We start from the raw sequence: 23313 nt of genomic DNA, 5'->3' as shown, positions 1-23313 counted from the left end.
TTTTTTATTCTGAAGAAGAGGTTTGTATGGATGAGAATCGCGTAGCATTTCTTCGTCGGATGATTACCAGCCCCAGTCCTTCGGGCTTTGAGCAGCCTGTGCAACAGGTCATTCGTGAGGAGATCCAACAGTATACCAATGAGGTACGCACCGATGTTCACGGCAACGTGATTGCAACCCTGCATCCAGGCGGCAACCCACGTGTTATGCTTACGGCCCACTGTGACGAACTCGGCTTTATAATACGCCATATCGATGAGGCAGGTTTCCTCTATTTCGCAACCATTGGCGGCTTCGATGCCGCGACTCTTCCGGGCAACCGCATCACGCTGCATACGCCAAACGGTCCGGTTCCGGGCGTGATTGGTCGCAAGCCGATTCATAATTTGCGTGGCGAAGAGCGAGAACGCCTGCCTCGCATCTCCGATCTCTGGATCGACATTGGCGCTTCCGGTCGTGAAGAGGCTCTCGGTCTTGTTCCGCCCGGCACAGTGGCAACCCGCGCCGCCGAGTTGGAGGTGCTGCGAGGCGATATCATAACTTCACGCGCTCTCGATGATAAATCTGGTGTCTTCGCAGTAGCCGAAGCAATGCGCCGCATCCATCCACGAGTAGCCGAACTCAAGGCTGAAGTCGCCTTCGTCTCGGCAGTACAGGAAGAGGTCGGATCACGTGGCGCGCGTACCAGCGCCTACAGCGTCGATCCCCTGATCGCTATCGCCGTCGATGTTACGCCCACCTCTGACCATCCAGGCACCTCTAAACAAGAGCTTGGCGATATCAAACTGAATGGTGGCCCCGTCATTACGATTGGAGGCCATGTCAATCCACGTGTCCATCAATTGCTTGTCAAAATGGCTCAGGAGGCTGGCTTCGCCTGGCAGGTCGATGTTCAACCATCTTACACCTATACTGATGCCGACAATATTCAGATCGCACGTGGCGGTGTCGCAACCGGGCTGGTGAGCATTCCTTGCCGTTATCTGCATACCGGCTCCGAAATCGTCTCGCTCAAGGATGTTGATGAGGTGGCAGAACTGCTCGCTCGCTTCGTCCTGGCCCTCGATGCAGAAACCAGCATGATTCCCTGAACACACACAAAAAAGAGCAATAAGCCCTTCTTAAACATACAGATTAGGAGGGGCTTATTGCTCTTTCTCGCTCATACGGCTTAACACCGCATTCACGACGAATTCCATAAAGATCGTTGCTACTATTTCGATCAATACATTCATAGGTTCCCTCCTTCTCTACAAAATGTCAAGACAGCAACACAGGCTACTCTTCTACCTCAGCTTCCTCGCTGTCTTTGCCCGGGATAGTGAGCCTGGGGCTGCTCGTAATCGTCATAATGCACTATTTTCTCGCTCAACGCTTCCTTCTCATAACGCGATGGAGATGGCTGCTTTAAACGCGCTCGGAGAGACGATTCGCCCTCAAGTGATTGATATTTTCTGCCCTCTTCTTGCGTACCTCCAGGTTTCTGCCAGGTTGCCGTAAAGATCCAGACGACAACAGCAAGACATATCGCTACCAGCAAACCGCTGCTGGTGGGAGCTGCTAGAAAGAATACAACGGGAATAAGCCAGAGCAATGCATAGATACGGAATACGGTCCTCGACACGGGCCTCTGTCTGTATTGCCAACCGCGCCGATTCTGATAGTACATAGCTACTCCTCTTCTAGAGGCGGTGGATAATGCATATCCATCAATATCTATATATCTATATCGACGCATATCAGCATATCTTATTAAAGATCTTCTTATTTCTGATAAAGGCAAAGTGCGGGCAGAAAATGTAGCGGGCCAACTCTTACAAACAATATGTGCCAGAGCCATCGAGGTCTCGACGTTCTGGCACACATCTCCATAAATCTACAGTTGTCAAAGCTGACCCAATAAACATACAAGAGGGTGCTTTATTGCATAGGAGGCAGTTGCTCAGGATATTGGGCCTGTGGTTGCTCATATTCTTGATACTGCTCCTGCTGAGAGCCGGAATAGGTCCGCTCACCTTCCTGATACGTCTCGCGTGGCTGTTCTGCTGCCTCTTGCGGACGATAGCCCTGCTGGTAAGGTGTATAGGTCTGTGGCCGATAATACTGATCGCTATAAGTATTCTGTTGATAAGGAGGCTGATTGCTCTGATACGGCTGCTGATACATAAGCCAGCGATCCCTGACTATTGCTCCCAGTGCCAGCAAGATAATGATCGGCACGACCCAGGTTAAAATACCAATTGGCCCATGACCAAAACTGGCAAAAACCGCAAAGAAAATGAATGGAAGAAAGAATCTGCCTCGCCAACGCCGGGGGCGATGATATCTATACATGCTTATCTGCTCCTGCTTGCAAGAAAAAACTTGCTAACTCTCCCTCATTCCATCCCACCACTTATTACAAATACGCTCTACTACAAACGACGTTACATCTTCAATGATTTTCAAGTTATAGCTATTTGCTATTTATAATATAGCAGACAGCAATGGCATTGTCAAGGGTAATGTGAGCTGTTTTTCGACTCTTCCTCGGCATGGCATATTTTTGCAGAGGCTTAACTTCCATTTAACAATCCAATAACAATTGAGGCGTAATATAGTTGAGATGTATGTTTTTTGACCAGCAGACCTATCCTTTAAGCAAGGAGAGGAACATTTCATGATAGTAGAAGACAATATAGAAGAAACAACAACTTCACACGCACACGCAAAAGCAGTTTTGGAAGAATTGGACAACAGCCCGATTTCAGGTTTTCACTGGAAAGCCATGATTACTTCCGGTATGGGCTTCTTCACCGATGCGTACGACCTTTTCATTATCGGTGTGGCCCTGGCAATTCTCACCCCGCTCTGGAACCTCTCAAGCTTTGAAGTGGGTCTGGTTGGTAGCACCTCTCTCTTTGCGGCGGCGCTCGGCTCCTATCTTTTCGGATGGTTAGCCGACCGCATTGGCAGACATACCATCTACGGGATGACGTTAGTTGTACTGGCTATCGGCGCTATTCTCTCCGCCTTCTCGCCAAATATCATCTCGTTGCTCATATTCCGCTTTATTCTGGGCCTCGGCATCGGCGGCGATTATCCGCTGAGCGCAACATTGATGAGCGAATACGCCAATCGCCGTGATCGTGGCAAGCTGATCACAATGGTTTTCTCGATGCAGGGTCTCGGACTGGTCGTTGGTCCTCTGGTAGCTCTGGGGCTACTGTTATCCGGTCTTAACCACGATCTGGTCTGGCGCTTGATGCTCGCCCTCGGTGCGGTTCCCGCCCTGGCAACATTCTATCTGCGCCGTCAGATCGCGGAAACTCCGCGTTTTGCGCTGGCAATGCATGGCGATGTTGAAGCGGCCAGTAATACCGTTGCAATGGTCACGAAGAATGGCAACGCAAAGAAAGTTGTCAGCACAAAGAAGGGCGAGCAGTCAAAACAACCGAAGAAATCCTGGGCCTATCTGCTGCTCACCCCACGCTACCTACGCTGGATTATTGGCACAGCTGGCACCTGGTTCCTACTCGATATCGCCTACTATGGCACGACCATCTCCAGTCCGCTCGTCCTGAAATCGCTCAATCCGCACTCTGAGCTGGTCCCAAATATGCTCTATACCCTGCTCATCTTCGTGGTGGCGGCGCTGCCCGGCTACATCCTTTCCGCGCTCACAATTGATCGGCTGGGCCGCAAGTGGATACAGTGCGTTGGCTTTGGGATGATGGCGCTGGCTTATGCTGTGCTCGCGCTCTTCCCCGGTCTGACAACAATGGTCGTTCCATTCCTGCTGCTCTATGGCATGAGCTACTTCTTCACCGAGTTTGGTCCAAACGTGACAACCTTTGTCTATCCCGCCGAGGTCTTCCCGGTCATGGTTCGTAGCACCGCACATGGCATAGCTGCCGGGCTGGGCAAGATCGGTGCGTTTCTGGGTGCGCTCCTCTTCCCCTATCTGCTCTCAGTTTTCCATCTACCAGGAGCAATGGGAGTTGCAGCGATTGTCTCTGGAGCAGGGCTGATACTGACACTGGTAACGCTGCCAGAGACCAGCCAACGCTCTCTGGAAGAGATCTCAGACGAGCATGCAGTGATGGCACAGCACAAAGCTTCAGCATAATATGCAAGCAAAAGAAACGACCCGGTTTGAGTCATCTATCAAACCGGGTCGTTTCTTTTGCTTGCCCACTTATAACATTCGGCAGGCACCACCAAAAATACAATCTCTCTTTACAGTACTGGCACTATTTTCGCGTATGGTCTATTCGTCTCTTCCGAATGGACATTTTCCGACCGATAGTGTTCAATAAAATTAGCATTGCATAAAGATTTGATGCATTTCTCCTCATCATCACGCAGACATAAGTAAGGAGTTGTTCTTCATGGTAGATATCGGGCAAACGGACACGTCACACGTTTCAGCCTCGTCATCTTTTCTTACTAACCAACCACGCTCCTGGAACCGGCATTTCACTTACCAGGGCAGACAGCTATTTTACAATCGCATCGCCTTTAATAACAGCGCAGAGCGTGCAGTCGAAGTTCCGCTGGCGTTTGATTTTCTCGCCCAGCAGGTCGGCAAAGAACCGATACTGGAAGTAGGCAACGTTCTCCAACACTACGAGAATGCACTGAGTGATTCGCTTGGTCTGCGCCACAGGCATATCGTTGACAAGTTCGAGGTCGGCTCTGGTATCGAAAATATTGATATCTTCGACATTCAACCGTCCAAAAAATATCAAACGGTTGTCTGTATCTCTACGGTAGAACATGTGGGACAGAATTGCGATCCACTCGGGAACTTCGGGGAACAACAGAAAAGCTCGGATCTAGAAGCCCCACTCAAAGCCATTGCCAAGCTCTACGATCTGCTTGAAGATGGTGGACGTGCCTTGATTACGCTCCCATTTGGCAAGCTGATTGACGGCGGCTGGTATGTGCAGGCCAGCACCGCATATCTGGATCTGCTGGTGACAAAATACGGTCTGCCCGACGACGCAGTCTCAACGACGTTTCTCCAGTGCATTGCTCGTGAGCGTAAATGGATCAACCCTCGTCAACACTGGATCGAAACAGCGCCCGAACTATTGGCTAACGCGCGCTACGATGATCTGCGGAGTGGCGCGCGAGCTATTGCCGTGCTGGAACTGACCAGAGCCACTCAGCCATTCACCCTCGATCTAACCATCCCACCAACCACGCTTGACTATACCCGCTCGATCCTGACACAAAACATGTTTTTCATGCTCGGTCAGATACAAAGGCTGGTGCGCCGCTGAACCAATAATATGATTTAGCGCGGCCCATTGCGCCACAGGTAGAGGGAGTACACGCCACGAGCCACTCCCTCCGGCAGCCACTTTAACACAGGAATGATTTGTCTGAGCACAGAGAGATGATCATAGGTTCCACGCTGCCGGGCAATGAGTCCGTCATGCAGTGTGAAGCGGCTCTCTCCCTCAACCTGAAAGGGGCGACCACCCAGAAAACGCGGTCCCGCCCCGCTTGCCGTCCACGTCACGGCGATCTCCCCACTCTCTACGACTTGCTGCTCATGGGGCGTATATGCAATAGAGGGAGTGCTGCGAAAACGCCATGTAAACCACTGTTCTATCTCGCCACGACCCGAACGTGGACGATCCATGCCCGAATCAAATAGCTCTGCATCGTCTTTATAGAGACGCACAATTGCTGTCACCTCATGAGCATTAAATGCCTCGATCCACTGGCGAACAGTCGCATCGAGCACACCGTTTTGTCGCTTATCCGTTTTCATAGGAGCATTCCTGATTGCAGTTTCGATAACGCCAAAATTGTTCAGCAGGTCACAGCTTTCCTGCAACCTTTGCTGTATTATATACTAACGAGAGAAGAACGCAGTTAGGCTGTATAGTTGCCCATCTCTCCAAAAAGAACCACGCTTGACCCTTCGCACAGTACAGCCGTCATGACGGGAGGCCAAGATTGACCGCATACAACAATTCCTGGATCGACGACTCTACCTTTCATAGCGACGTTCACCAGCTCGAATCGCTGTGGCAACGCGTCCCCATTGGACCGGTTGATTTGCCCCTGATCGATCTTGGCAAGGGTGCACCACTGGTTTTCGTGCCGATTCTTGAACATCTTGAGTTTGTCTATGCTCGCCAGATCCAGGCGCTTAAAGAGTCTCGACGTGTCATTCTCTATCGTCGTCAAGAGACGCGCACGCAACCAATTGGATTGCAAGAGCGGGCCGAGGAATTGCGCCAGGTGCTTGATAGTTTACAGCTGGAGCAGGTTGACCTTCTAGGACATGGAGATGCAGCAATGGTGCTCTTCGAGTTTGCGCTCCGCTATCCGCAGCGTTGCCGCTCCCTCACCATTATCGCGCAGGCTGCCGATTATCAAATCGCTCCTCATCCGTTTATCTGGCTGCTCCACGAGCTACTGCTCCGCCTTCCTGTTGAATATGTTCTTCCCGCCTCATTTTTACGCCGTACCGTTATCAACTATATTACGGCCTGTAATCCAGACAACACCACAGCACCAGCCTTGCCTCGCTCTCTCATCAACGAGCAATTTTGCAAGATCGCCGAATGGCCCCTTGTTTATAAGCGTTCTGTCCTGCCAATCATCCACTCATTCGATATACGGCAGCACATTGACGAACTGACGATGCCCATACTGCTGATTAATCGTGCTGACGATGTATTATCACCAGAGGCGAAAACATCCTGGCTGGCAAAACACCTTCCCTCTTGCGCAGGCTATCACGTCATTGCCGGTAAAGAGCGTTTCTTTATGTATTCGCAGGCTGAGCAGGTCACACCGCTGATAGAAGCATTCTTATACACTCTAAATATTCAACACAATACAGTGAGACAATCAGCAATACAGGAGAGCTAAATGCGTGGAGTGCAGCCTCGCCCACAACGCCGGGTGGTTATTACGGGATTGGGTGTTGTTACCCCCAATGGCGTTGGTAAAGAAATGTTCTGGCGTTCTTGCATAAACGGCATTTCCGGCATTCAAAGGATTACTCGTTTCGATGCACAAAACTTGCCAGCACAGATCGCAGGAGAAGTTGCTCACTTTGAGCCTGAGCGCTGGGGATTAACCCCGGATGAAATACGCCACATGGATCGAGGTATTCAATTTGGTCTCGCTGCCGCTCATCAGGCATGGCAAGACGCCGGATTGGAAGATACTACCGAAGCAGAACGTGGGCGCACAGGTGTTTATATGGGCACGGCTATGCATTATGTCGAAGAGGGCGAAAAATTGTGGGTGAAGCTGACTGACGCTGGGAGCCACACGCCTCTATTGGAAGGAACAGAAGAGATCACCGCCAGTCTCTTTATGACCCATGCTGCCGCTACCAGTATTGCCGCCCATCATCGCTTGCATGGTCCCTGCATGGTCATAGCGACGGGCTGTTCGGCGGGAAACGATGCCATCGGAGAGGCGTTCTGGCAGATCCAGGAAGGGCGAGCTGATTGTATGCTGGCCGGGGGAACCGATGCAGCAATCAGTCCTATCGGGCTGGATGTTTTTTGCGTCATAGGTGCCCTTAGCACAGCCTATAACGAGCGACCAGAGCAGGCATCACGCCCCTACGATCACAAACGCGACGGTTTTGTGATGGCAGAAGGAGCTGGTCTGGTTGTGCTAGAAGAACGCACACACGCCCTGGCGCGGGGAGCACATATCTACGCTGAAATTGTCACCTTTGCCTCAAATAGCAATGCCTACCATATGACGGCACTTCCCCCACAAGGCGAACCATTACAACTTTTATTGCGCCAGGTATTAGACGAGGCCCACCTCAGCCACAGCGACATAGGATACATCAACTCGCACGGCAGTTCCACGTTACCCAACGAGATAGCAGAAACTTCAGCCTATAAAGCGGTCTTTGGCGATTGGGCCTATCGCATACCCATCAGCGCCACTAAATCGATGATTGGCCATACACAAGGAGCTGCCAGCGCGATTGAGGCGGTTGTGACGGCCCTGGTGCTGGATCAGCAGATAATCCCACCAACATTGAACCAGGAGCATCCCGACCCGGACTGTGACCTTGATTACGTCCCCAATGTTGCTCGCCCGGCTACCGTTGATGTCGCATTGAGCCACTCCAGCGGTTTTGGAGGCGTAAATAGTGTACTGGTGCTCGCGCGGCCAGATTGGATAGATACCCATGAGAGATAGCAAGCGCGTCGTCATTACCGGCCTGGGAGTCGTCGCGGCAAACGGTATCGGCAAAGAGGCATACTGGCAAGCCGTCAGTCAGGGCACTCCCGCCATCACACCTTTAAGTTCACCACACAACGCATCCTCATGGGTGGCAGGCGCGGTCAACGATTTTATCACCGAAGAGCATATCGACCGAAAAATGGTGAACCGTAGCGCCCGGATGACTCATTTTGTGCTGGCCGCCATTCAAGAAGCCATGTTTGACGCTCAGATCGATATGGTTCAAGAGCAGCCACAGCGCGTCGGAGCCGTCATTGCAAATACGCTGGGGGGCATGGACTACGTACTCAAGCAACTGCAAACACTCTATACGCGCGGACCACGCTTCGTTAGCGCCTACACTGCTATTGCCTGGCTCAATGTTACCAACGTTGGTCAGGCGGCTATTCGTTACGGCATTCAAGGCTATTGCAAAGTGCCCATGAACGATACGGCTGGCGGCCTCAATGCATTGGGCATGGCATATCAGGCGATTCAGCGCGGCGTGGCTGATGTCATTATCACAGGCGGCTGCGAAGCCTTTCTGGACCCTCTGATCCTTCAGGTTATGGCTCGTCAAGGCGTCGGCATGCTCACCGATGATCCTCACGCCTACCGCCCCTTTGATCGACGAGCAGCAGGTTTGATCCTGGCTGAAGGGGCTGGCATCTGCATTCTCGAATCCTACGAGCACGCCAGAAAACGAGGTGTACCCATCTACGGCGAGATCGTGGGATATGGGCAGGCACACGAGGCGAACGGTCTGGTTGCACCATCTTCCAACGGCACCTATTATGCCTGCGCGATCGAGATGGCTCTTGCCGAGGCACAGACCCAGGCGGAAGATATCGCTTACTTCAGCCTCGATGGACGTGCACTCCCCTCTGCTGACGAGGGAGAAGCACGAGCGCTGCATCAGGTCTTTGGCTCACAACTCTCTCAGGTTCCAGTGAGCGTACCACGCACGATGATCGGGCATAGCTATGCGGCGGCTGGCGCTATCGACGCAATCACGGCGCTGCTGGCCCTCAAGCACGGCGTTGTTCCTCCCACTCTCAACTGTGAAGAGCAGGAACCAGCATATGAGTTGCCCATCATCTCTCGGCAGGCTCAACCGTTTGCACGGCACGAACCGGATACAGTTCTGCTTGGTGGTCGTGGCATAGGCGGTGCTAACGTGGTGCTGGCTCTCAAAAAGGGATCGCACAATGGATAGGGCCATCGATACATCTGTAGCGGTCGTGATTGTTGGGGCTGGTCCTACTGGACTGACCGCCGCAAATCTGCTGGGACAGGCCGGGATCACAACACTGCTATTAGAACGTCAGGCGCAGTTGAGCGAATATCCGAAAGCGATCACGATCGATGATGAGGGGCTGCGTATCTGTCAGGCAGTCGGGCTGCTTGACGAGGTCTGCGCCCATATCTTGCCTGCTGTCGATGCCCACTACATCTCTAATGGTCGCTATTTTGCCAGAGTCTCTCCCAGCAGCTACCATAACGGCCATCCGCTGATCTCTACCTTTCACCAGCCGACGTTTGAAGGTATCTTACTACAAGGCGTACAGCGCTTCCCCTGTGTCGATATCCTGTTTCAACATACGCTTGAGGACTTCGAGCAGGACGAGCAGGGTGTTTCTATTACTGTGCGCACTCCCCAGGGAACGCTTCGCCATATCGCATGCGCCTATCTGCTGGCCTGCGACGGCGGAAAAAGCAGTATTCGACACATGCTCAACATTCCTTTACAGCCTCCGCTGACTCGCTTCTTGCCGTTGCGCCGAACCGGGCGGCGGGCATCCAGCTCTGAGCGCTGGGTGGTGATCGATTGCGTTGAGCAGGTAGATCGTCAGGAGGAACCGATTATCTTCTTCTGCAATCCTGCGCGTCCAGCTGTGACGGTTCCGGCTCCCAACGGCGGGAGGCGCTGGGAATTTATGCTGCTGCCAGGGGATCGCGAAGAAGATCTGTTGCGTCCCACAACGATCGCAGCCCTGATCCAACAAACCAGAGCAACGCAGCCCGAAGCGTCCACAACGACGACATCTCAGATTATTCGACAGGCCATCTACACATTTCATGCCGCCATTGCGACGCGCTTCTCACAGGGACGCGTCTTTCTGCTTGGAGACGCCGCGCATCTGATGCCCCCCTTTGGCGGACAGGGCATGAATAGCGGAATGCGCGATGCTCAAAACCTTTGCTGGAAGCTGGCAATGGTCGTGCAGGAGCAGGCCAGTCCTGAGTTGTTAGAAACCTATCACCAGGAACGCCACCCGCACGCAGAACAGATGGTTCTCTTCTCTTCGATCCTCGGCCTGCTCATCATGCCAATCCAGCGCCCAATAGCACTCTTGCGCGACCTCTTCTTTCGTGGCATCGTTCAGCACATCCCCCCTCTGCGCGAAGCGGTCGAGTCCATGCGCGTCAAACCGCAGCCAGGATACACGAATGGCTTCCTGCTGCCACGCACACAGCGAAAAAACGACCGCTATCGAGGTCTTCTGCTCCCCCAGCCAACGATCATGCACAATGGCAAGCAGATGTTGCTCGACGAAGTGCTGGATAACTCCTTCTCATTGATACGACTATATGCAACGCAGACAGAGCAGAGCAGACATGCAGTAGATGAAGCATGGCAAGCATTGGGGGTACGCTGCGTGGATGTTGAGGCAAAAAGGATGCAGCCATTCTTTAAAAAGCAACTGCCATCGTATATTTTAGTCAGGCCTGATAAATATATTATGGGGGCATTCACAGAAGCAGAGGTTAAGAGGATAACAAAAGATATGCAGGCGCTTTTGCAAAGAGAAATGATCAACATATCTGCGAAATCTTAGGGGAGATGCATCAATGATAATAACGTCCACACGTATATAAACAAAGAAGATGGAATACCGCAATTATTATTCCATCTTCCACAGCTATTATTCACGCATTACGGAGTCTATTACTTCTCTGCCGTTCGTCAGTAGTGAACGTTTTTTGAGGAGGGAGTTGATAGTTCGAGCCACTCCTGAGCGGCTGGCTGCCGCTGTTGTTCGAGCCACTCCTGAGCGGCTGGCTACCGCTGTTGTACTGGGCCTGTCGTTGATAGATGGGACCAGATGGAATATTGCCCCGGCTCTGAAGTGATCCACTCCTTTGAGCCTCCACAAGATGAGACTGTTGCTGATCCTCACGCAATTTGAAGACCTCAACGGAGGCCCGCAAGCGTTCAACCAGTTGTGCCAGTCCCCACATATTTTGCGAGGCTGAACGCGTGCTATCGCTGCTCTCCAGCGTTGTTTTCGATAGGCTATGCATCGTATTCACGATAGAACTGGAGTAGCTCAACTGCTGAATCGTCATCTTATTGATGCTCTCGATCTCGCCTGCCTGCCTCTCCACCGCATCGAAGATCGATTCCAGCGCGCGACCTGCCTGCATAGCCATTCTCGTACCGTCCGCCGTCTTCTGTTCGGTATCCTGCATGGAAGCCGCCACGTTATCAATATTCACATTGACGGTACGAACGACACGCGCAATTCTATTGGCCTGCTCCTTTGTTTGTTCAGACAAGCGCCGGATATCCGAGGCCACCGCCGCGAATCCTTTCCCATTGGCACCCGCCATTGCTGCCTGAACAGATGCATCGAGCGCCAGACGATTCGTTTGATAGGCAACGTTGGTAATAATAGCGACGATATCGTTGATCTCACGTGAGTTTTCTCCCAGCGACTTTACCTTGCCGCCAGTCTCCTGCACATTCTCATGCACGTGCCTCATCCCATTCATCGTATGCTGCACGGCACCACGTGTCATCTCCGCTATTTGCCGCGTCTCGACCGCAATATTATAGAGGACGTGGGCGCGCTCGGAGACCTGACGGGTCAGATTTTCCATGTGCTCCACTTCCGCACCGGCGCTGTTAATGCGTACGATCTGATGATCGCCAATCTCTACCAGTTGCGTCATATGTTCCAGAGTAGTTGCCGTCAGCCTGTCCACCTCCTGGGCTACCATCTTGACCCGCACCACCAGGCTGCTCAACTCTTTAATCATGTAGTTGAAAGAGTAGGCCAGGATGCCCAGCGCATCATCCGTCACCTGCGCCTGCCTGCCAAGGTCGCCCTCACCGATACCGCTCACCTCACTAATCAAACGCTCCACCTGAGACTGCAAGACATCACGCTGAGACTGCACATCTTGCATAAGGCGTACGATACTGTCGAGCATGTTATTCATCGAGGTAGCAACCAGCGTAATCTCATCGCGCCCACTGAGGGCCGCACGAGCCTGTGTATCGCCGCGTGCAATGCGACGTGTGAGCAGCGCCAACTGACGCAAAGGGGTCGTAATCGTGATGTTTACGATGTAGCCAATAAAGAAGACGACAACCGTACTGAACAGGAAGGCTACAATCGTCCAGACAATGGTCGGGGTAATCTGCGACGCGTTCACCTGGACAACCAGTTCGTTGATATTCTCGGTCAGACCGACCAGATTATCAAGATTGCCCTTGAGCGGCAGATAGAGCAGGTTGGCCTGCGCAAGATCAGTTGTGAGGGTTCCATTGCTGGCGTGCTGCTGTAAATCTTGCTGAACCTTGTTCTGTGCGCTCAGATACTTGCCCCATTGCATCTTGACAACAAAGATCATGCTATGCTGACTGATCGGCGTCTGTCCTCCCAGACCATTGCTGTTGAGAACATCGCGCACGCTTTTCATATTATCAGAGGTCGTAATCTGATAATTTTGCTCATAGGTATTCAACTTCTGATTGAAATCGTTGCCCAGATCACGCACCTCTTTGTTAATCTGAATCACCGTGCTGGCCGAAGGATTGTTCTCCAATCCCGTCAGGAGAGCGTTCATACGCAGAATATCCGCCTGTAGATCCGTCGCCAGCTTCACCGCACCATTACTCGTTTTGACCGTTTCATTGATTGTCGTCAATGTATTAATGTAGGAACTACCGAGAATAAAGATCACCACGCCAGGGATGAGAGCGGTCAACGTTGCCGCCAGAAAGAGTCGGCGGAATATCGACAAATTCGTAAGAAATTTCAGGAACTTTAACATTGATGCTCCTCTTCTTTGCAGACCGCGCATTCTGTGATGTCGTGGCACCCGCCAGCCACGAGAACATGATCATGGTCAGGACCGATAGATTGCCTTCACCTCGTCCGTCAGCTTACGCAGGCGTGGTTTGACTTGAGCGCCATTCGCGATCTCCTGTAAAGCGGTCACGACGGCCATCGTTGCGGTACTGTAGTGTATGCCAAAGGCAGGTGGGCGCATTGTGCGAATGATGTCCGTAATAAACGACCGGCTGATATTGTCGGAGTAATATTTGGCGTAAAGCTGAGTGTCGGTATTAAAGCTCAGGTGAGGCAACACGCCTCCTTCGGGAATTAAAAACGAGAGGATGACATCTCGTGAAGTAGTCAGAAAGTCGATGAGTTTCCAGGCCAGAGCTTTATTCTGAGCGAGTTGGGACATGCCCAGGTTGTGGATATCGGCACAGGTGACGGGCTGAGAGACGCCAGGGCCAAGCGGTGTGGTTGTCACGCCAAAGGATGCGTTGACTTTCTCGACCGAACCGAAGACATCGGGATTCGAATCGCCCATAATGCCCGTCAGATAGGGGCCGTCGAGCTTAAAGACCAGCTTTTCAAATGCCATCAAGTCGCGCTCAGCCTTGATCGCCTGCCCATTGGGGGTCCAGCGCTTCTTAACGATATCCTGCAACCATTGAAACGCCGCCACCGTGCCATCGTCCGCCCAGTTGATCGCCACATTGCCCTTTCCATCGTCCACCATTGGGTTCCCGCCAAAGGTCCAGATCCAGGGCCAGAAGCCGATCAGTGCGTATTCTGTTTTCGAGATATCGATACCAAGAGGATAAGCATCTGCCGGGAGCGCCTCGCGCAACATCTCCATCGCCTGATTCAGTTCTCCAATGGTGCGCGGTGGCTTTGTCGCATCCAGGCCGGCATTTGTCATCAGTTTTTTGTTGTACCAAAAGCCATGGGGAGTAATACTAAACGGAACGGCATACAATGTACCTTTATAGGTTCCAGCCTCAAAACTATTGCGGAATGCATCCTTGCGCCAATCCTGGCTGGCAAACTGTGAGAGATCCGCCAGCGCGCCCGTACCGCCGAGCACGTGGGGCCAGTTGCCACTCAATTCCATCACGTCAGGTGGAATACCCGCGTTCGTCATCGCGGTCAATTGGTTCAGCACATCGTCAAACGGCATGCCGATATTATTCACCTGGACGTGGTTCTGGGTCTCAAAAGCTTGCAACGCTTTGTCAATATTGCTGCGAGTCGCCGTTTCAGCAGAAGCCCAGTTCGCAAAGTTGAGGCTGCTGCCTGTCAATCCCGTGTCAGTTGTGCAGGATTGTAGTGTTGTCCCTACACTTATGAGCGATACGCCAGTCATTAGCGCACGTTCAAGCAAACTGCGGCGACGGATTTTCTGCGTTGAAAAAAGCGGTACTTGCTCCCATACATCAGTCATTGACGCCCCCTCTTAACTTGCTAAAAGCAGAGGTTAGGAAAGAATAATGGCAAGTAGTATATCATACTACCCGGATAATACCATATCCGAATCCGCTGTAATTCACCACATATATTGCTATATCAAAAATAACCACACTACGCATTTATAGGAATTCCCACATAAAATAGTAAAAGTTGTAGTAGAACAACAGGTTGATCAATTTCTGCCGATTGGCCTGTGGTGTGCTTTCATGCCAAAAAGAATAGAAGCAATAACTATGGAGGATAGGGAAAAGACGATATCCATTTGTCGGATATACACTTTCTTTCAGGAAAAGAGGTACAGGCAACGCGAAGGTGGTATCCAAATGCACTAACACAAGGCTTCAGGTTGGTTTAGCGTATTTGGATACCATTTTCTCGCCCATTGATGTAAAGCGGGCGAGCAACCACAAAGAGACAATAGCAAGCAGGACTAATTACCTAGTAGCTTTTGATAAAGTTCTCTTTGTCGCGCAGCTTCTTTTCTATAAATCGCGCCACGATCACGATTCGGCTGCACTCCCTCGCTAACATCGGGGGAAATCTGCGCAATATCCGCGACCAAACCTAGCGCTTCAAGGGCGAGCAGTGCGGCACCGCGCGCTGATGCTTCTGTGTCCCACGATGGATAGAGAGCCGCATCCAGGGTATCAGAGACAATTTCCCGCAAGATGGTGGAACTGAGCAGAGCGCCTCCACTACAAATAACCTGCGGCGTCTTGCCATCCATCTGCAACACTGTATGCAATTGCTCATAGACCGCATGGAGTTGACAGGCCAGCGCCTCCATCCCTGCGCGCAAGAGTTCTTCCGGCGAGGTATGAATCGAGATGCCACTCACGGTCATACGCGCTTCCGCATGCCAGCCCAGACTGCGCTCGCCACCAATAAACGGAAGGATGGTCAGTCCATGCCCATCAGGTGGCACCTTTGCGACCAGCGGTTCGGCCTCTTTTAATTTGGGCAGTTTCAAAACCTCATCCAGCCAGGCCAGGAGATTACCGCCCTCCGTCAAGGCTCCACCCAGCACGCCGCGCTTGCCATCGACCAAATAGAGCCAGAGTCCGGGCGGCGGCACGACTAGATCGGGCGGCACAACCACTCGAATGGCACTGGATGTGCCGATAGTCAGCGACCAGTGTTCTTTGTTCGTGCAACCGGAGCCAATACAGGCCGCGGCACCATCCCCGAGAACCGGGAACCAGGGCACATCGCGCAAAGCAGGCCAGCGTTTAGCGTATTCGGCCTTCAAGCCCTGCACGCTATCATGTGTATCGCCCAGTTCCGGCAACTGCTCAGGTTTCACGTGCAACATCTCCATCAACTCGCGATCCCAGGCATGTTTACGCGTCGTCAACATGCCAGTGCCCGAGGCCATCGAGAGGCTACAAACCGATTTGCCTATAAACTTACGATGCAAATATTCGCCAAAAGAAAGCCATTGGGCCGCCTTTGAGAACGTTTCGGCCTGCTGCTTTGCTAGCCAGTGCAATTTGGCAGGCCAATAACTGGCATGAAAACGTGCGCCTGTTCGATCATGGACGGCTTGTTCGTTCAATTGCTGGCGCAGTTCCAATACGGATTGATGGGCACGCGTATCCTCCCAGGTAATCAGCGGGGTAATCGGATGCCCGGAGGCATCAATCCCAATCAAGCCATGCCAGAAGGTATCCATCGCCACCGCGCCGATCTGCTGTGCCAGCGAGCCGGCCGCGCTCAGCACCTCATCTATGGTTTGCGCGACCACATCCACCAGCATTTCGACATCGACCGAGACCTCGCCATCGCTGGCGGTTGTCAACTGGTATGGGTGTTGCGAAACAATATCGGGAACTCTTGTCCCTGCTGCGTCAAAGAGCAAGGCACGCGTTGAAGATGTGCCAACGTCGAGCGCCAATATCAAGGGAGCTTGAGGAGATCTGCCTTGTCGTGTTGCATCTGTGTTTGTCATGGTAACATTAACTCTCTATTCCGTCTTTTCCTGATAAGGAATGTATACATAAACTATATATCACTTCTACTTCTTAATACGCCACCTCTCAAGGCAGAATAGACAGGCCAAAAATAAAACAGGATACCATTGCAGATAGCAACAGTATCCTGAAATGATACGTAGCTGTTATAGATCGGGCAATTGCCAGTTGATCTCCTCTTTGCCAAACCCACGTAAGGCATCATTGATCTTGGAGAAGGGACGGCTACCCATGAATTGTTTAGCGGAAAGAGGCGAGGGGTGAGCCGACTCGACGATAACGTGGCGAGATTTATCAATCAGAGCTTTCTTCTTACGCGCGTAGTTCCCCCACAACACAAACACCACAGGATCGGGCTTATCGCTGACTTTGCGAATGATGGCGTCTGTAAAGGTCTCCCAGCCCTTGTTGGCGTGGGATGCGGCTTCATGCGCACGAACGGTCAGCACTGCATTGAGCAACAATACTCCTTGCTCGGCCCAGGGAACGAGATAGCCGTTGTTGGGTATGCTGCAACCGAGATCATCGTGCAGTTCTTTAAAGATATTGCGCAGCGATGGCGGCGGAGTAATACCAGGGCGCACTGAGAAGCAGAGTCCATGTGCTTGATTATGATCGTGATAGGGATCTTGACCCAGCAGCATTACCTTGACTCTCTCATATGGAGTCAACCGCAACGCGGAGAAGACCTCTTTAGCCGGAGGGAAGATTGTATGTTTCTGGCGCTCCTCCAGCACAAAGTTATAGAGTTGCTGGAAATAGGGCTTTTCGAGTTCGTCTGCGAGCAAATCCTGCCAATCTTCGGGGAGAGTCGTCTTGACCATATCCATTCCTCTTTATAATCCTTCATGTTTATTTTTTCGGGAAACACAAAGTCAATTGCTATTCTCTAACTACAGTTCTATTCCTTACAGCCACATAAATAGCGGTAAGAGAGCAAGGTGATTATGCCTTTTAGTTTAACCGACCAGCAACAATCGCACAATAGCGCCAATGCAGTCTAGTACAATAGGGAGATTGAGCGTAACATAAGGCCAGATCATCTGTCTCGCCGGATGATCTGGCCTTCGAGAGGGTGACGAGCGATGGCTCACTCCTTCCATACCCTTCAGTGACAATCCTATCAAATGGGGTTATGGGCGTTTCTCCTCATCGCTTTCGTTCACAATCGGAACATCGCCGCTTGGCTCAATATGGGCCTCCTCACGGCGCACGGTATCGCTCACACGCTTCTGCTCCTCGACCTGGCGCTTGCGAAGGGAGATCTCCTCGCTCTCAACGGGAGTCTTCGTCACATTGACCTGCTCCTCGCTGACGGGGATGTGAATGGTCTCATCCTGTCCAAGAGGAACATCGGTCGGGCGTGGCTCAACGATTGGTTTGCGTTCAACCACCACCTCTTCATGTCTGACTGGCACTTCAAAGCTCTTCTGCTCCTCGACCACTTCTTTATGCACCTGAACTTCGCCCTTCTGTACGCGTTGCTTCTCGGCCCGAAGCTGCTCCTCACGCACACGAACGGATTGGGGTGCATTCTCGCCCATCATATTGATATCCCTGCTTGTCGTCCCGGTATCCGGCACGGCTGTCTCATTGATCATCCCAGGCTGCGCATTCCTTGCCGCCTCATCACTTGTCATGCCAGACTGCTGGGCGTAACCCGTCCTCATTCCCGTATCCATCGTTGTGCCAGTGTAATCTTTGTCGCGGCTGGTATATGGGGCAGCGGTTCCCGTCGCATCAGAGGTCATTTCGTAATGAGAGCTTCCATTGCTGCGCATAATGGCAAGCGCATCATTTTCATGGCCTGGAGATTTTACGGCAACAATAGGATGACCGGCTTCATATTCTCCGGCATAATAGTTGGCCTCGCCCTCCGGTACACCCATATTTTTCAGATCGCTCTCCACATTACCAGTCGTCCCGGTACCTTCGCCAGCGAGCCAACCCTTCAAGTTATCGAAAAACCCTCCGCCGCTAGCGCCAGAATAGCGAATCTCATCATTGCTGAAACCAGCATCTTTGAGCGCATCTATCGCTCGCTCGGCCAGGGTCTTATCATTAAAAACTCCTACTACAGTTGTACGCCTCGTTGTCATAAACTTCTCCTTTGCTTCTAATGTATCTGACCCACTTTGTTTTTTCAATGCTCATACATCTTCTGTGCTTTATATCTCTGTACTCCCTTCCTGACTATTCCTGGGTTTACTATAATCAGGTGTTCCATCTGGACACGGCATGTCTCCACAAAAAGTTACAGGTATCCATCACTGTTTTCAATCAAAATATGAGTATATAGTAAAGCAAGATTTTACTTCCGATGGATAACTTTTTAATACATCACCAACATTTATGATGCCCCGAATCCTCTCCAGCAAACTTTTCCCTTTCTGCTGGTAGAGATCCTCGCGCTGAGACGAAGGCCAGTTACAATCGTGATAACAGTAATAACTGAATAACATAGAGCAGGTCACGGAAAGGAAGCAGATAGCATGTCAGACACAACGCATCGTCAGAATGAAACGGCTCAAAACACATATGATGGACGCCTGATCCAGGTATCAGCAGGCGCGGTTGATCTTAATGGCATCATTTTCTTGCCCCAACAGGCGAAGGGGCAGGTTATTCTGACTTATGGCATCGAGACGCTCGAAGAGAATCCTCATCAGACGGCGATCAATCTCGCTCAGGTGTTCCATACTCACAACATTGCGACATTGATCGTTGATCTCTTCTCCAGCGAAGAGAGGGAACTGGATGCGCAAACCAGGTATTTTCGGCTCAATACAGAGGTCATGCAACAACGCATCATTGGCCTGGCCGAGTGGCTCATGGAGAATCCAGAGACAGCGCATCTCTCTCCCGGCTATTTTGGGAGCGGCATAGCGGGTGCAGCAGCTTTGATTGCGGCAGCGGAGCGCCCCGATATCCCAACTGCGGTTGTTGTGGCCGGTGGACCGCTGGAATCTGCCCGTTCAGCGCTCCCAGGCGTCCTCGCGTCAACTCTGTTAATCGCCGCCGAACAAGACGAGGATACCGTCAAATCGCAGCAAGAGGCACTGGCATTGCTTCAACACAACAAGCAGTTTGAGCCAGTTCAGGGCGTTTCTTCTCTCTTTGCCGATCAGCACTCGCTTGGCGAGGTGGCCCGCCTCGCCTCCGCCTGGTTTGAACGCTGGTTGCTTCCTCTGGCATAACAAAAAGCAATGTATGCAGACCGCCACTCATTCAGAAATGACGGTCTGCATACATTGCACTCTTCAATACAGTCTCAGCGGATCAGGGATTATCTTTCAGAAACTTTTCGATCTGCTCTTTTTCGGTATCGGTCAGGCGGAACTCGGCTCCAATGAGAAGATCCTCTATCTGTCCAGGGCTTCGCGAACCGACAATAGCCCCGGTCACTGCCGGATTTTGCAGCGTCCAGGCAATAGCAACCACGCCCGCAGTGACGTTATGCACAAAGCTAATATCGTTCAGCACATTAGCCAGCTTCAGATTACGTGAGAGACGCGGCTCCTGGTATTCTGGATTGTTTCTGCGCCAATCGTCGGAGGGCAGATTCTCGATACGCTCTTTGCTCATTTGTCCCGTGAGCAGGCCGGAAGCCATCGGCGAATAGACAATCGTACCGATATGATTCTCCTGGCAAAACGGCAGGATCTCGCGCTCAGCCTCTCGATTGATCAGAGAATAGGGAGGCTGCAACGAATCGATAGGCGCAATCTTCTGCGCCCTGCGCATCTGTTCGACGTTAAAGTTCGAGACGCCGATGGCCCGCACTTTGCCTTCCTTCTTCAATTGCGCCAGCGTGCTCCATCCCTCCTCAATATCCTTGTCGGGATTGGGCCAGTGAACCTGGTACAGATCGATCACATCGACGCCCAGGCGCTTAAGGCTGGCCTCCACCTCGCGGCGGATTGAATCGGCTTTCAAGCTATTAGAAACTTCACCATTGCTATCCCACACAAGAGAACATTTAGTGAAGATATATGGTTTCCAGGCCTGTCCTTTGATGGCGCGACCGACGATTTCTTCTGAATGCCCCAGGCCATAAACGGCCGCAGTATCAATCCAGTTCACGCCCAGTTCCATTGCACGCTGAATCGTCTTGATCGATTCCTGATCCTCCTGCGGTCCCCAGCCAAATGCATAACCACCACCGCCAATTGCCCACGCCCCCAATCCGATAGGAGTAATCTGCATATCAGTGTTACCAAGCTGGCGAGTATGCATGACACCTCACTTCCTTTCTTCCATCTAACGACGGAGATGTATTGCTCCCTTTTACACGCGCCATCCCGCCATTGCGTTACATGCCAGTCTTGGTCAGCGCTCTTACTCATCCTTTCATGGCAATTCGCTGGCCCACAAGAGGTCTTCCAATTGCGCATAAAACATCATCTTCTTCTGATCCTCTTCTTCCAGACCATACGCCTTCAATAATGCTGGTATCCATTCTCGACTAAAATTGAAGCCAAGACTCCAGCACACCCGCTCGAAATCGCGATACCGATCCGCCATGCCAGCGTATTCCAGGTCGATAAAGCCGCTGACACGGTGCCGTTCGCGATCAAGCAGAATATTCGGCAGACAGAAATCGCCATGTGTGAAAACGAGATCCTCTTCGGTTGGACGTACTCTGGTCAGATGTTCATAGAGCGTGGCAGGGATTAGATCGGGATAACGGGCAGTGATCGCCTCCTCAGCGACACGGCCCTGTTGCACGCCTTGATACGCGAGGGCCAGACGATACGAGAGGCTCTGATCGAAGGGACACTGCGCAATATCCACAGCATGCATCATACGCAGGGCCTCCGCCAATAGAGCAATCAGTTCGGGCATATCATTACGAAAAACCGGATCGCAGGCCATTACGCCGGGAATTTCAGACATATAGAGATATTCGTTCTGCTCATCGACGCCATAATAATAGACTTCGGGAACGGGCAGGCGTCCCTGCAACCAGAGCATGCGATCTTTTTCGGCCCGCAGGTTCATCAACGACACACGCGGCACGATCTTCAAATATCCATGTCCAACATGAAAAACCTGCGAGTCGGAACACCCCATTGTATCGGCCAGCCACTCGCCATCACCCAGCAAGCGCCTCAACTCAGATGGCATTTGCAACCTGTTTGCATCCATACTCAATGCTCCTCATAATGAAACAACTCATCAAAGAATCAGATGATACAATGAAGCAGGCGCAATTGCCAACTGGCAACGCGACTATGTTTCAGTGCTGCTCACATTGGATGGAGGAGATATCATGCTTCAGACGGACACGGTTCGTACTCATTTTCCCTCGCTCAAGACTGGCGCAATATTTTTCGATAATCCCGGCGGAACGCAGGTGGCCCAGGAAACGATTCAGCGCATGCAAGAGTATTTTCTCACCAGCAACGCGAACAATGGTGGCGCATTCCATACCAGCGTCGCATCCGATGCCACCATTGCGGAGGCGCGACAGGCGGTAGCCGATTTTCTGCACGCGGCCCGACCAGAGGAGATAGTTTTCGGTCAGAACATGACCAGCCTGACTCTGCATATCAGTCGCAGCCTCGCCCGCACCCTGCAACCCGGAGACGAACTGGTCGCGACGCGCCTGGATCATGATGCTAATGTTGCGCCCTGGCTGCTGATCGCCGAAGATCGCGGCTGTCAGGTGCGCTGGGTCGATTTCCATCCCGAAGATTGCACACTGAATATGGAGGAGATGGAGCGGCAGATTACTCCGCGTACAAAGATTGTGGCAGTGGGCTACGCCTCAAACGCCGTTGGCACGATCAACGACGTGCAGCGCGTGGTACAACTGGCACACGCCGTTGGTGCGGTCTGCTTTATCGATGCCGTCCAGCTTGCTCCGCACAGAGGAATTGATGTGCAGGCATTGGACTGCGATTTTCTGGCCTGCTCCGCTTATAAGTTCTTTGGACCACATACCGGCATCCTCTACGGCAAATACGACCTGCTGGACCGCCTGACAGCCTATAAAGTGCGGCCCTCAGGCAAACTGCCACCCGACAAGTTCGAGACTGGCACGCAGAGCTTCGAGTCGATCTCCGGTATATTAGGGGTGCTTGAATATCTCAGCTGGCTTGGTATCACGTTTGGCAGCGAATTTGCCGCTCAGTATCAAAACAGCTATAGCGGTCGTGGTCTGGCGCTCAAGCAAGGGATGGCCGCCATCGAAGCCTACGAGCTGGATATCAACAAGGCGCTGGTAAAGGGGCTAACTTCGGTTCCAGGCCTTCATCTCTATGGCATCACCGATCTAGAACGCATGAACCAACGCGTCCCAACCTTCTCGTTCACGCTGCAAGGCCACTCTCCCCGCGCCGTTGCCGAAGCGCTGGCAGGCGAGCAGATCTACGTCTGGGATGGCAATTTCTACGCCCTGTCCGTCACCGAACAGCTGGGATTGGAGGATCATGGAGGACTGGTGCGCGTGGGCTTGACGCATTATAACACCTACGAGGAGATCGAGAAGCTGATCACGGCTCTGCATAAGCTAGCGAAATAGCGAAAATGTCGTAGTCGCGCGATTTATCGCACATCTCTGCACAAGCGCGATAAATCGCGCGACTACGACATTTTTT

General features: G+C 52.1%; 19 protein-coding genes. 9 read left to right on the top strand and 10 right to left on the bottom strand.

The window, feature by feature from the left end; translation table 11 throughout:
* Nucleotides 1-26: 26 nt before the first annotated feature.
* On the top strand, nucleotides 27-1091 hold the full coding sequence (locus K3T83_RS24205; RefSeq protein WP_220205496.1) for a M42 family metallopeptidase: 1065 nt from the start codon (nucleotides 27-29) through the stop codon (nucleotides 1089-1091).
* Nucleotides 1092-1291: 200 nt separating this feature from the next.
* Here the strand turns inward: K3T83_RS24205 and K3T83_RS24200 are convergent, their stop codons facing one another.
* Nucleotides 1292-1669 (bottom strand): hypothetical protein, encoded by a 378-nt coding sequence (locus K3T83_RS24200; RefSeq protein ID WP_220205495.1) that lies wholly within the window; start codon nucleotides 1667-1669, stop codon nucleotides 1292-1294.
* Between the two features lie 251 nt (nucleotides 1670-1920).
* A complete protein-coding gene (locus tag K3T83_RS24195; RefSeq protein ID WP_220205494.1) occupies nucleotides 1921-2334 on the bottom strand; it encodes a hypothetical protein in 414 nt (137 codons plus the stop codon).
* Between the two features lie 325 nt (nucleotides 2335-2659).
* Between K3T83_RS24195 and K3T83_RS24190 the strand changes: the two genes are divergently transcribed.
* Nucleotides 2660-4108 (top strand): MFS transporter, encoded by a 1449-nt coding sequence (locus K3T83_RS24190; protein WP_220205493.1) that lies wholly within the window; start codon nucleotides 2660-2662, stop codon nucleotides 4106-4108.
* 262 nt (nucleotides 4109-4370) lie between these two features.
* On the top strand, nucleotides 4371-5267 hold the full coding sequence (locus tag K3T83_RS24185; protein ID WP_220205492.1) for a hypothetical protein: 897 nt from the start codon (nucleotides 4371-4373) through the stop codon (nucleotides 5265-5267).
* A gap of 14 nt (nucleotides 5268-5281) precedes the next feature.
* Here K3T83_RS24185 and K3T83_RS24180 read toward each other — a convergent pair whose 3' ends face one another.
* Nucleotides 5282-5764: a nuclear transport factor 2 family protein gene (locus K3T83_RS24180; protein WP_220205491.1), complete on the bottom strand. Its 483-nt coding sequence runs from the start codon at nucleotides 5762-5764 to the stop codon at nucleotides 5282-5284.
* Between the two features lie 188 nt (nucleotides 5765-5952).
* On the opposite strand from K3T83_RS24180, the gene K3T83_RS24175 reads away from it, so the two are divergent.
* Genes K3T83_RS24175 through K3T83_RS24160 form a run of 4 tightly spaced genes read left to right on the top strand, consistent with a single transcriptional unit; the run spans nucleotide 5953 to nucleotide 11045 of the window.
* On the top strand, nucleotides 5953-6876 hold the full coding sequence (locus K3T83_RS24175; RefSeq protein ID WP_220205490.1) for an alpha/beta fold hydrolase: 924 nt from the start codon (nucleotides 5953-5955) through the stop codon (nucleotides 6874-6876).
* Nucleotides 6877-8181, top strand: a complete 1305-nt coding sequence (locus K3T83_RS24170) for a beta-ketoacyl-[acyl-carrier-protein] synthase family protein (RefSeq protein WP_220205489.1) — start codon at nucleotides 6877-6879, stop codon at nucleotides 8179-8181. It abuts the gene before it with no gap.
* Complete coding sequence (locus K3T83_RS24165) at nucleotides 8171-9421, top strand: beta-ketoacyl-[acyl-carrier-protein] synthase family protein (protein ID WP_220205488.1); 1251 nt, start codon at nucleotides 8171-8173, stop codon at nucleotides 9419-9421. Before K3T83_RS24170 ends, K3T83_RS24165 begins: the two co-directional genes overlap by 11 nt.
* On the top strand, nucleotides 9414-11045 hold the full coding sequence (locus K3T83_RS24160) for a bifunctional 3-(3-hydroxy-phenyl)propionate/3-hydroxycinnamic acid hydroxylase (protein WP_220205487.1): 1632 nt from the start codon (nucleotides 9414-9416) through the stop codon (nucleotides 11043-11045). Before K3T83_RS24165 ends, K3T83_RS24160 begins: the two co-directional genes overlap by 8 nt.
* 91 nt (nucleotides 11046-11136) lie before the next feature.
* Here the strand turns inward: K3T83_RS24160 and K3T83_RS24155 are convergent, their stop codons facing one another.
* The 5 genes from K3T83_RS24155 to K3T83_RS24135 form a co-directional block, all read right to left on the bottom strand.
* Nucleotides 11137-13269, bottom strand: a complete 2133-nt coding sequence (locus tag K3T83_RS24155; protein WP_220205486.1) for a methyl-accepting chemotaxis protein — start codon at nucleotides 13267-13269, stop codon at nucleotides 11137-11139.
* Between the two features lie 75 nt (nucleotides 13270-13344).
* Nucleotides 13345-14715: an ABC transporter substrate-binding protein gene (locus K3T83_RS24150; protein WP_220205485.1), complete on the bottom strand. Its 1371-nt coding sequence runs from the start codon at nucleotides 14713-14715 to the stop codon at nucleotides 13345-13347.
* Between the two features lie 456 nt (nucleotides 14716-15171).
* Entirely contained in the window at nucleotides 15172-16689 is a 1518-nt protein-coding gene (locus K3T83_RS24145) for a gluconokinase (RefSeq protein WP_220205484.1), read from the bottom strand.
* A gap of 168 nt (nucleotides 16690-16857) precedes the next feature.
* A complete protein-coding gene (gene ung, locus K3T83_RS24140) occupies nucleotides 16858-17535 on the bottom strand; it encodes a uracil-DNA glycosylase (protein ID WP_220205483.1) in 678 nt (225 codons plus the stop codon).
* A 309-nt stretch (nucleotides 17536-17844) separates the two neighbouring features.
* A complete protein-coding gene (locus tag K3T83_RS24135) occupies nucleotides 17845-18810 on the bottom strand; it encodes a YsnF/AvaK domain-containing protein (protein ID WP_220205482.1) in 966 nt (321 codons plus the stop codon).
* Between the two features lie 393 nt (nucleotides 18811-19203).
* On the opposite strand from K3T83_RS24135, the gene K3T83_RS24130 reads away from it, so the two are divergent.
* Nucleotides 19204-19908, top strand: coding sequence for a dienelactone hydrolase family protein (locus tag K3T83_RS24130; protein ID WP_220205481.1), 705 nt, complete (start codon nucleotides 19204-19206; stop codon nucleotides 19906-19908).
* Between the two features lie 82 nt (nucleotides 19909-19990).
* Here the strand turns inward: K3T83_RS24130 and K3T83_RS24125 are convergent, their stop codons facing one another.
* Entirely contained in the window at nucleotides 19991-20947 is a 957-nt protein-coding gene (locus K3T83_RS24125) for an aldo/keto reductase (RefSeq protein WP_220205480.1), read from the bottom strand.
* Between the two features lie 114 nt (nucleotides 20948-21061).
* Nucleotides 21062-21859 carry an APH(3') family aminoglycoside O-phosphotransferase gene (locus K3T83_RS24120; RefSeq protein ID WP_220205479.1) on the bottom strand — a complete coding sequence of 266 codons (798 nt, stop codon included), beginning with the start codon at nucleotides 21857-21859 and terminating at the stop codon, nucleotides 21062-21064.
* 124 nt (nucleotides 21860-21983) lie between these two features.
* Here K3T83_RS24120 and K3T83_RS24115 point away from each other — a divergent pair, with 124 nt between their 5' ends.
* Nucleotides 21984-23237 (top strand): cysteine desulfurase-like protein, encoded by a 1254-nt coding sequence (locus K3T83_RS24115; RefSeq protein ID WP_220205478.1) that lies wholly within the window; start codon nucleotides 21984-21986, stop codon nucleotides 23235-23237.
* Nucleotides 23238-23313: the final 76 nt, after the last annotated feature.

Source organism: Reticulibacter mediterranei (assembly GCF_016587455.1).
This window is presented reverse-complemented; position numbering and strand designations above follow the sequence as displayed.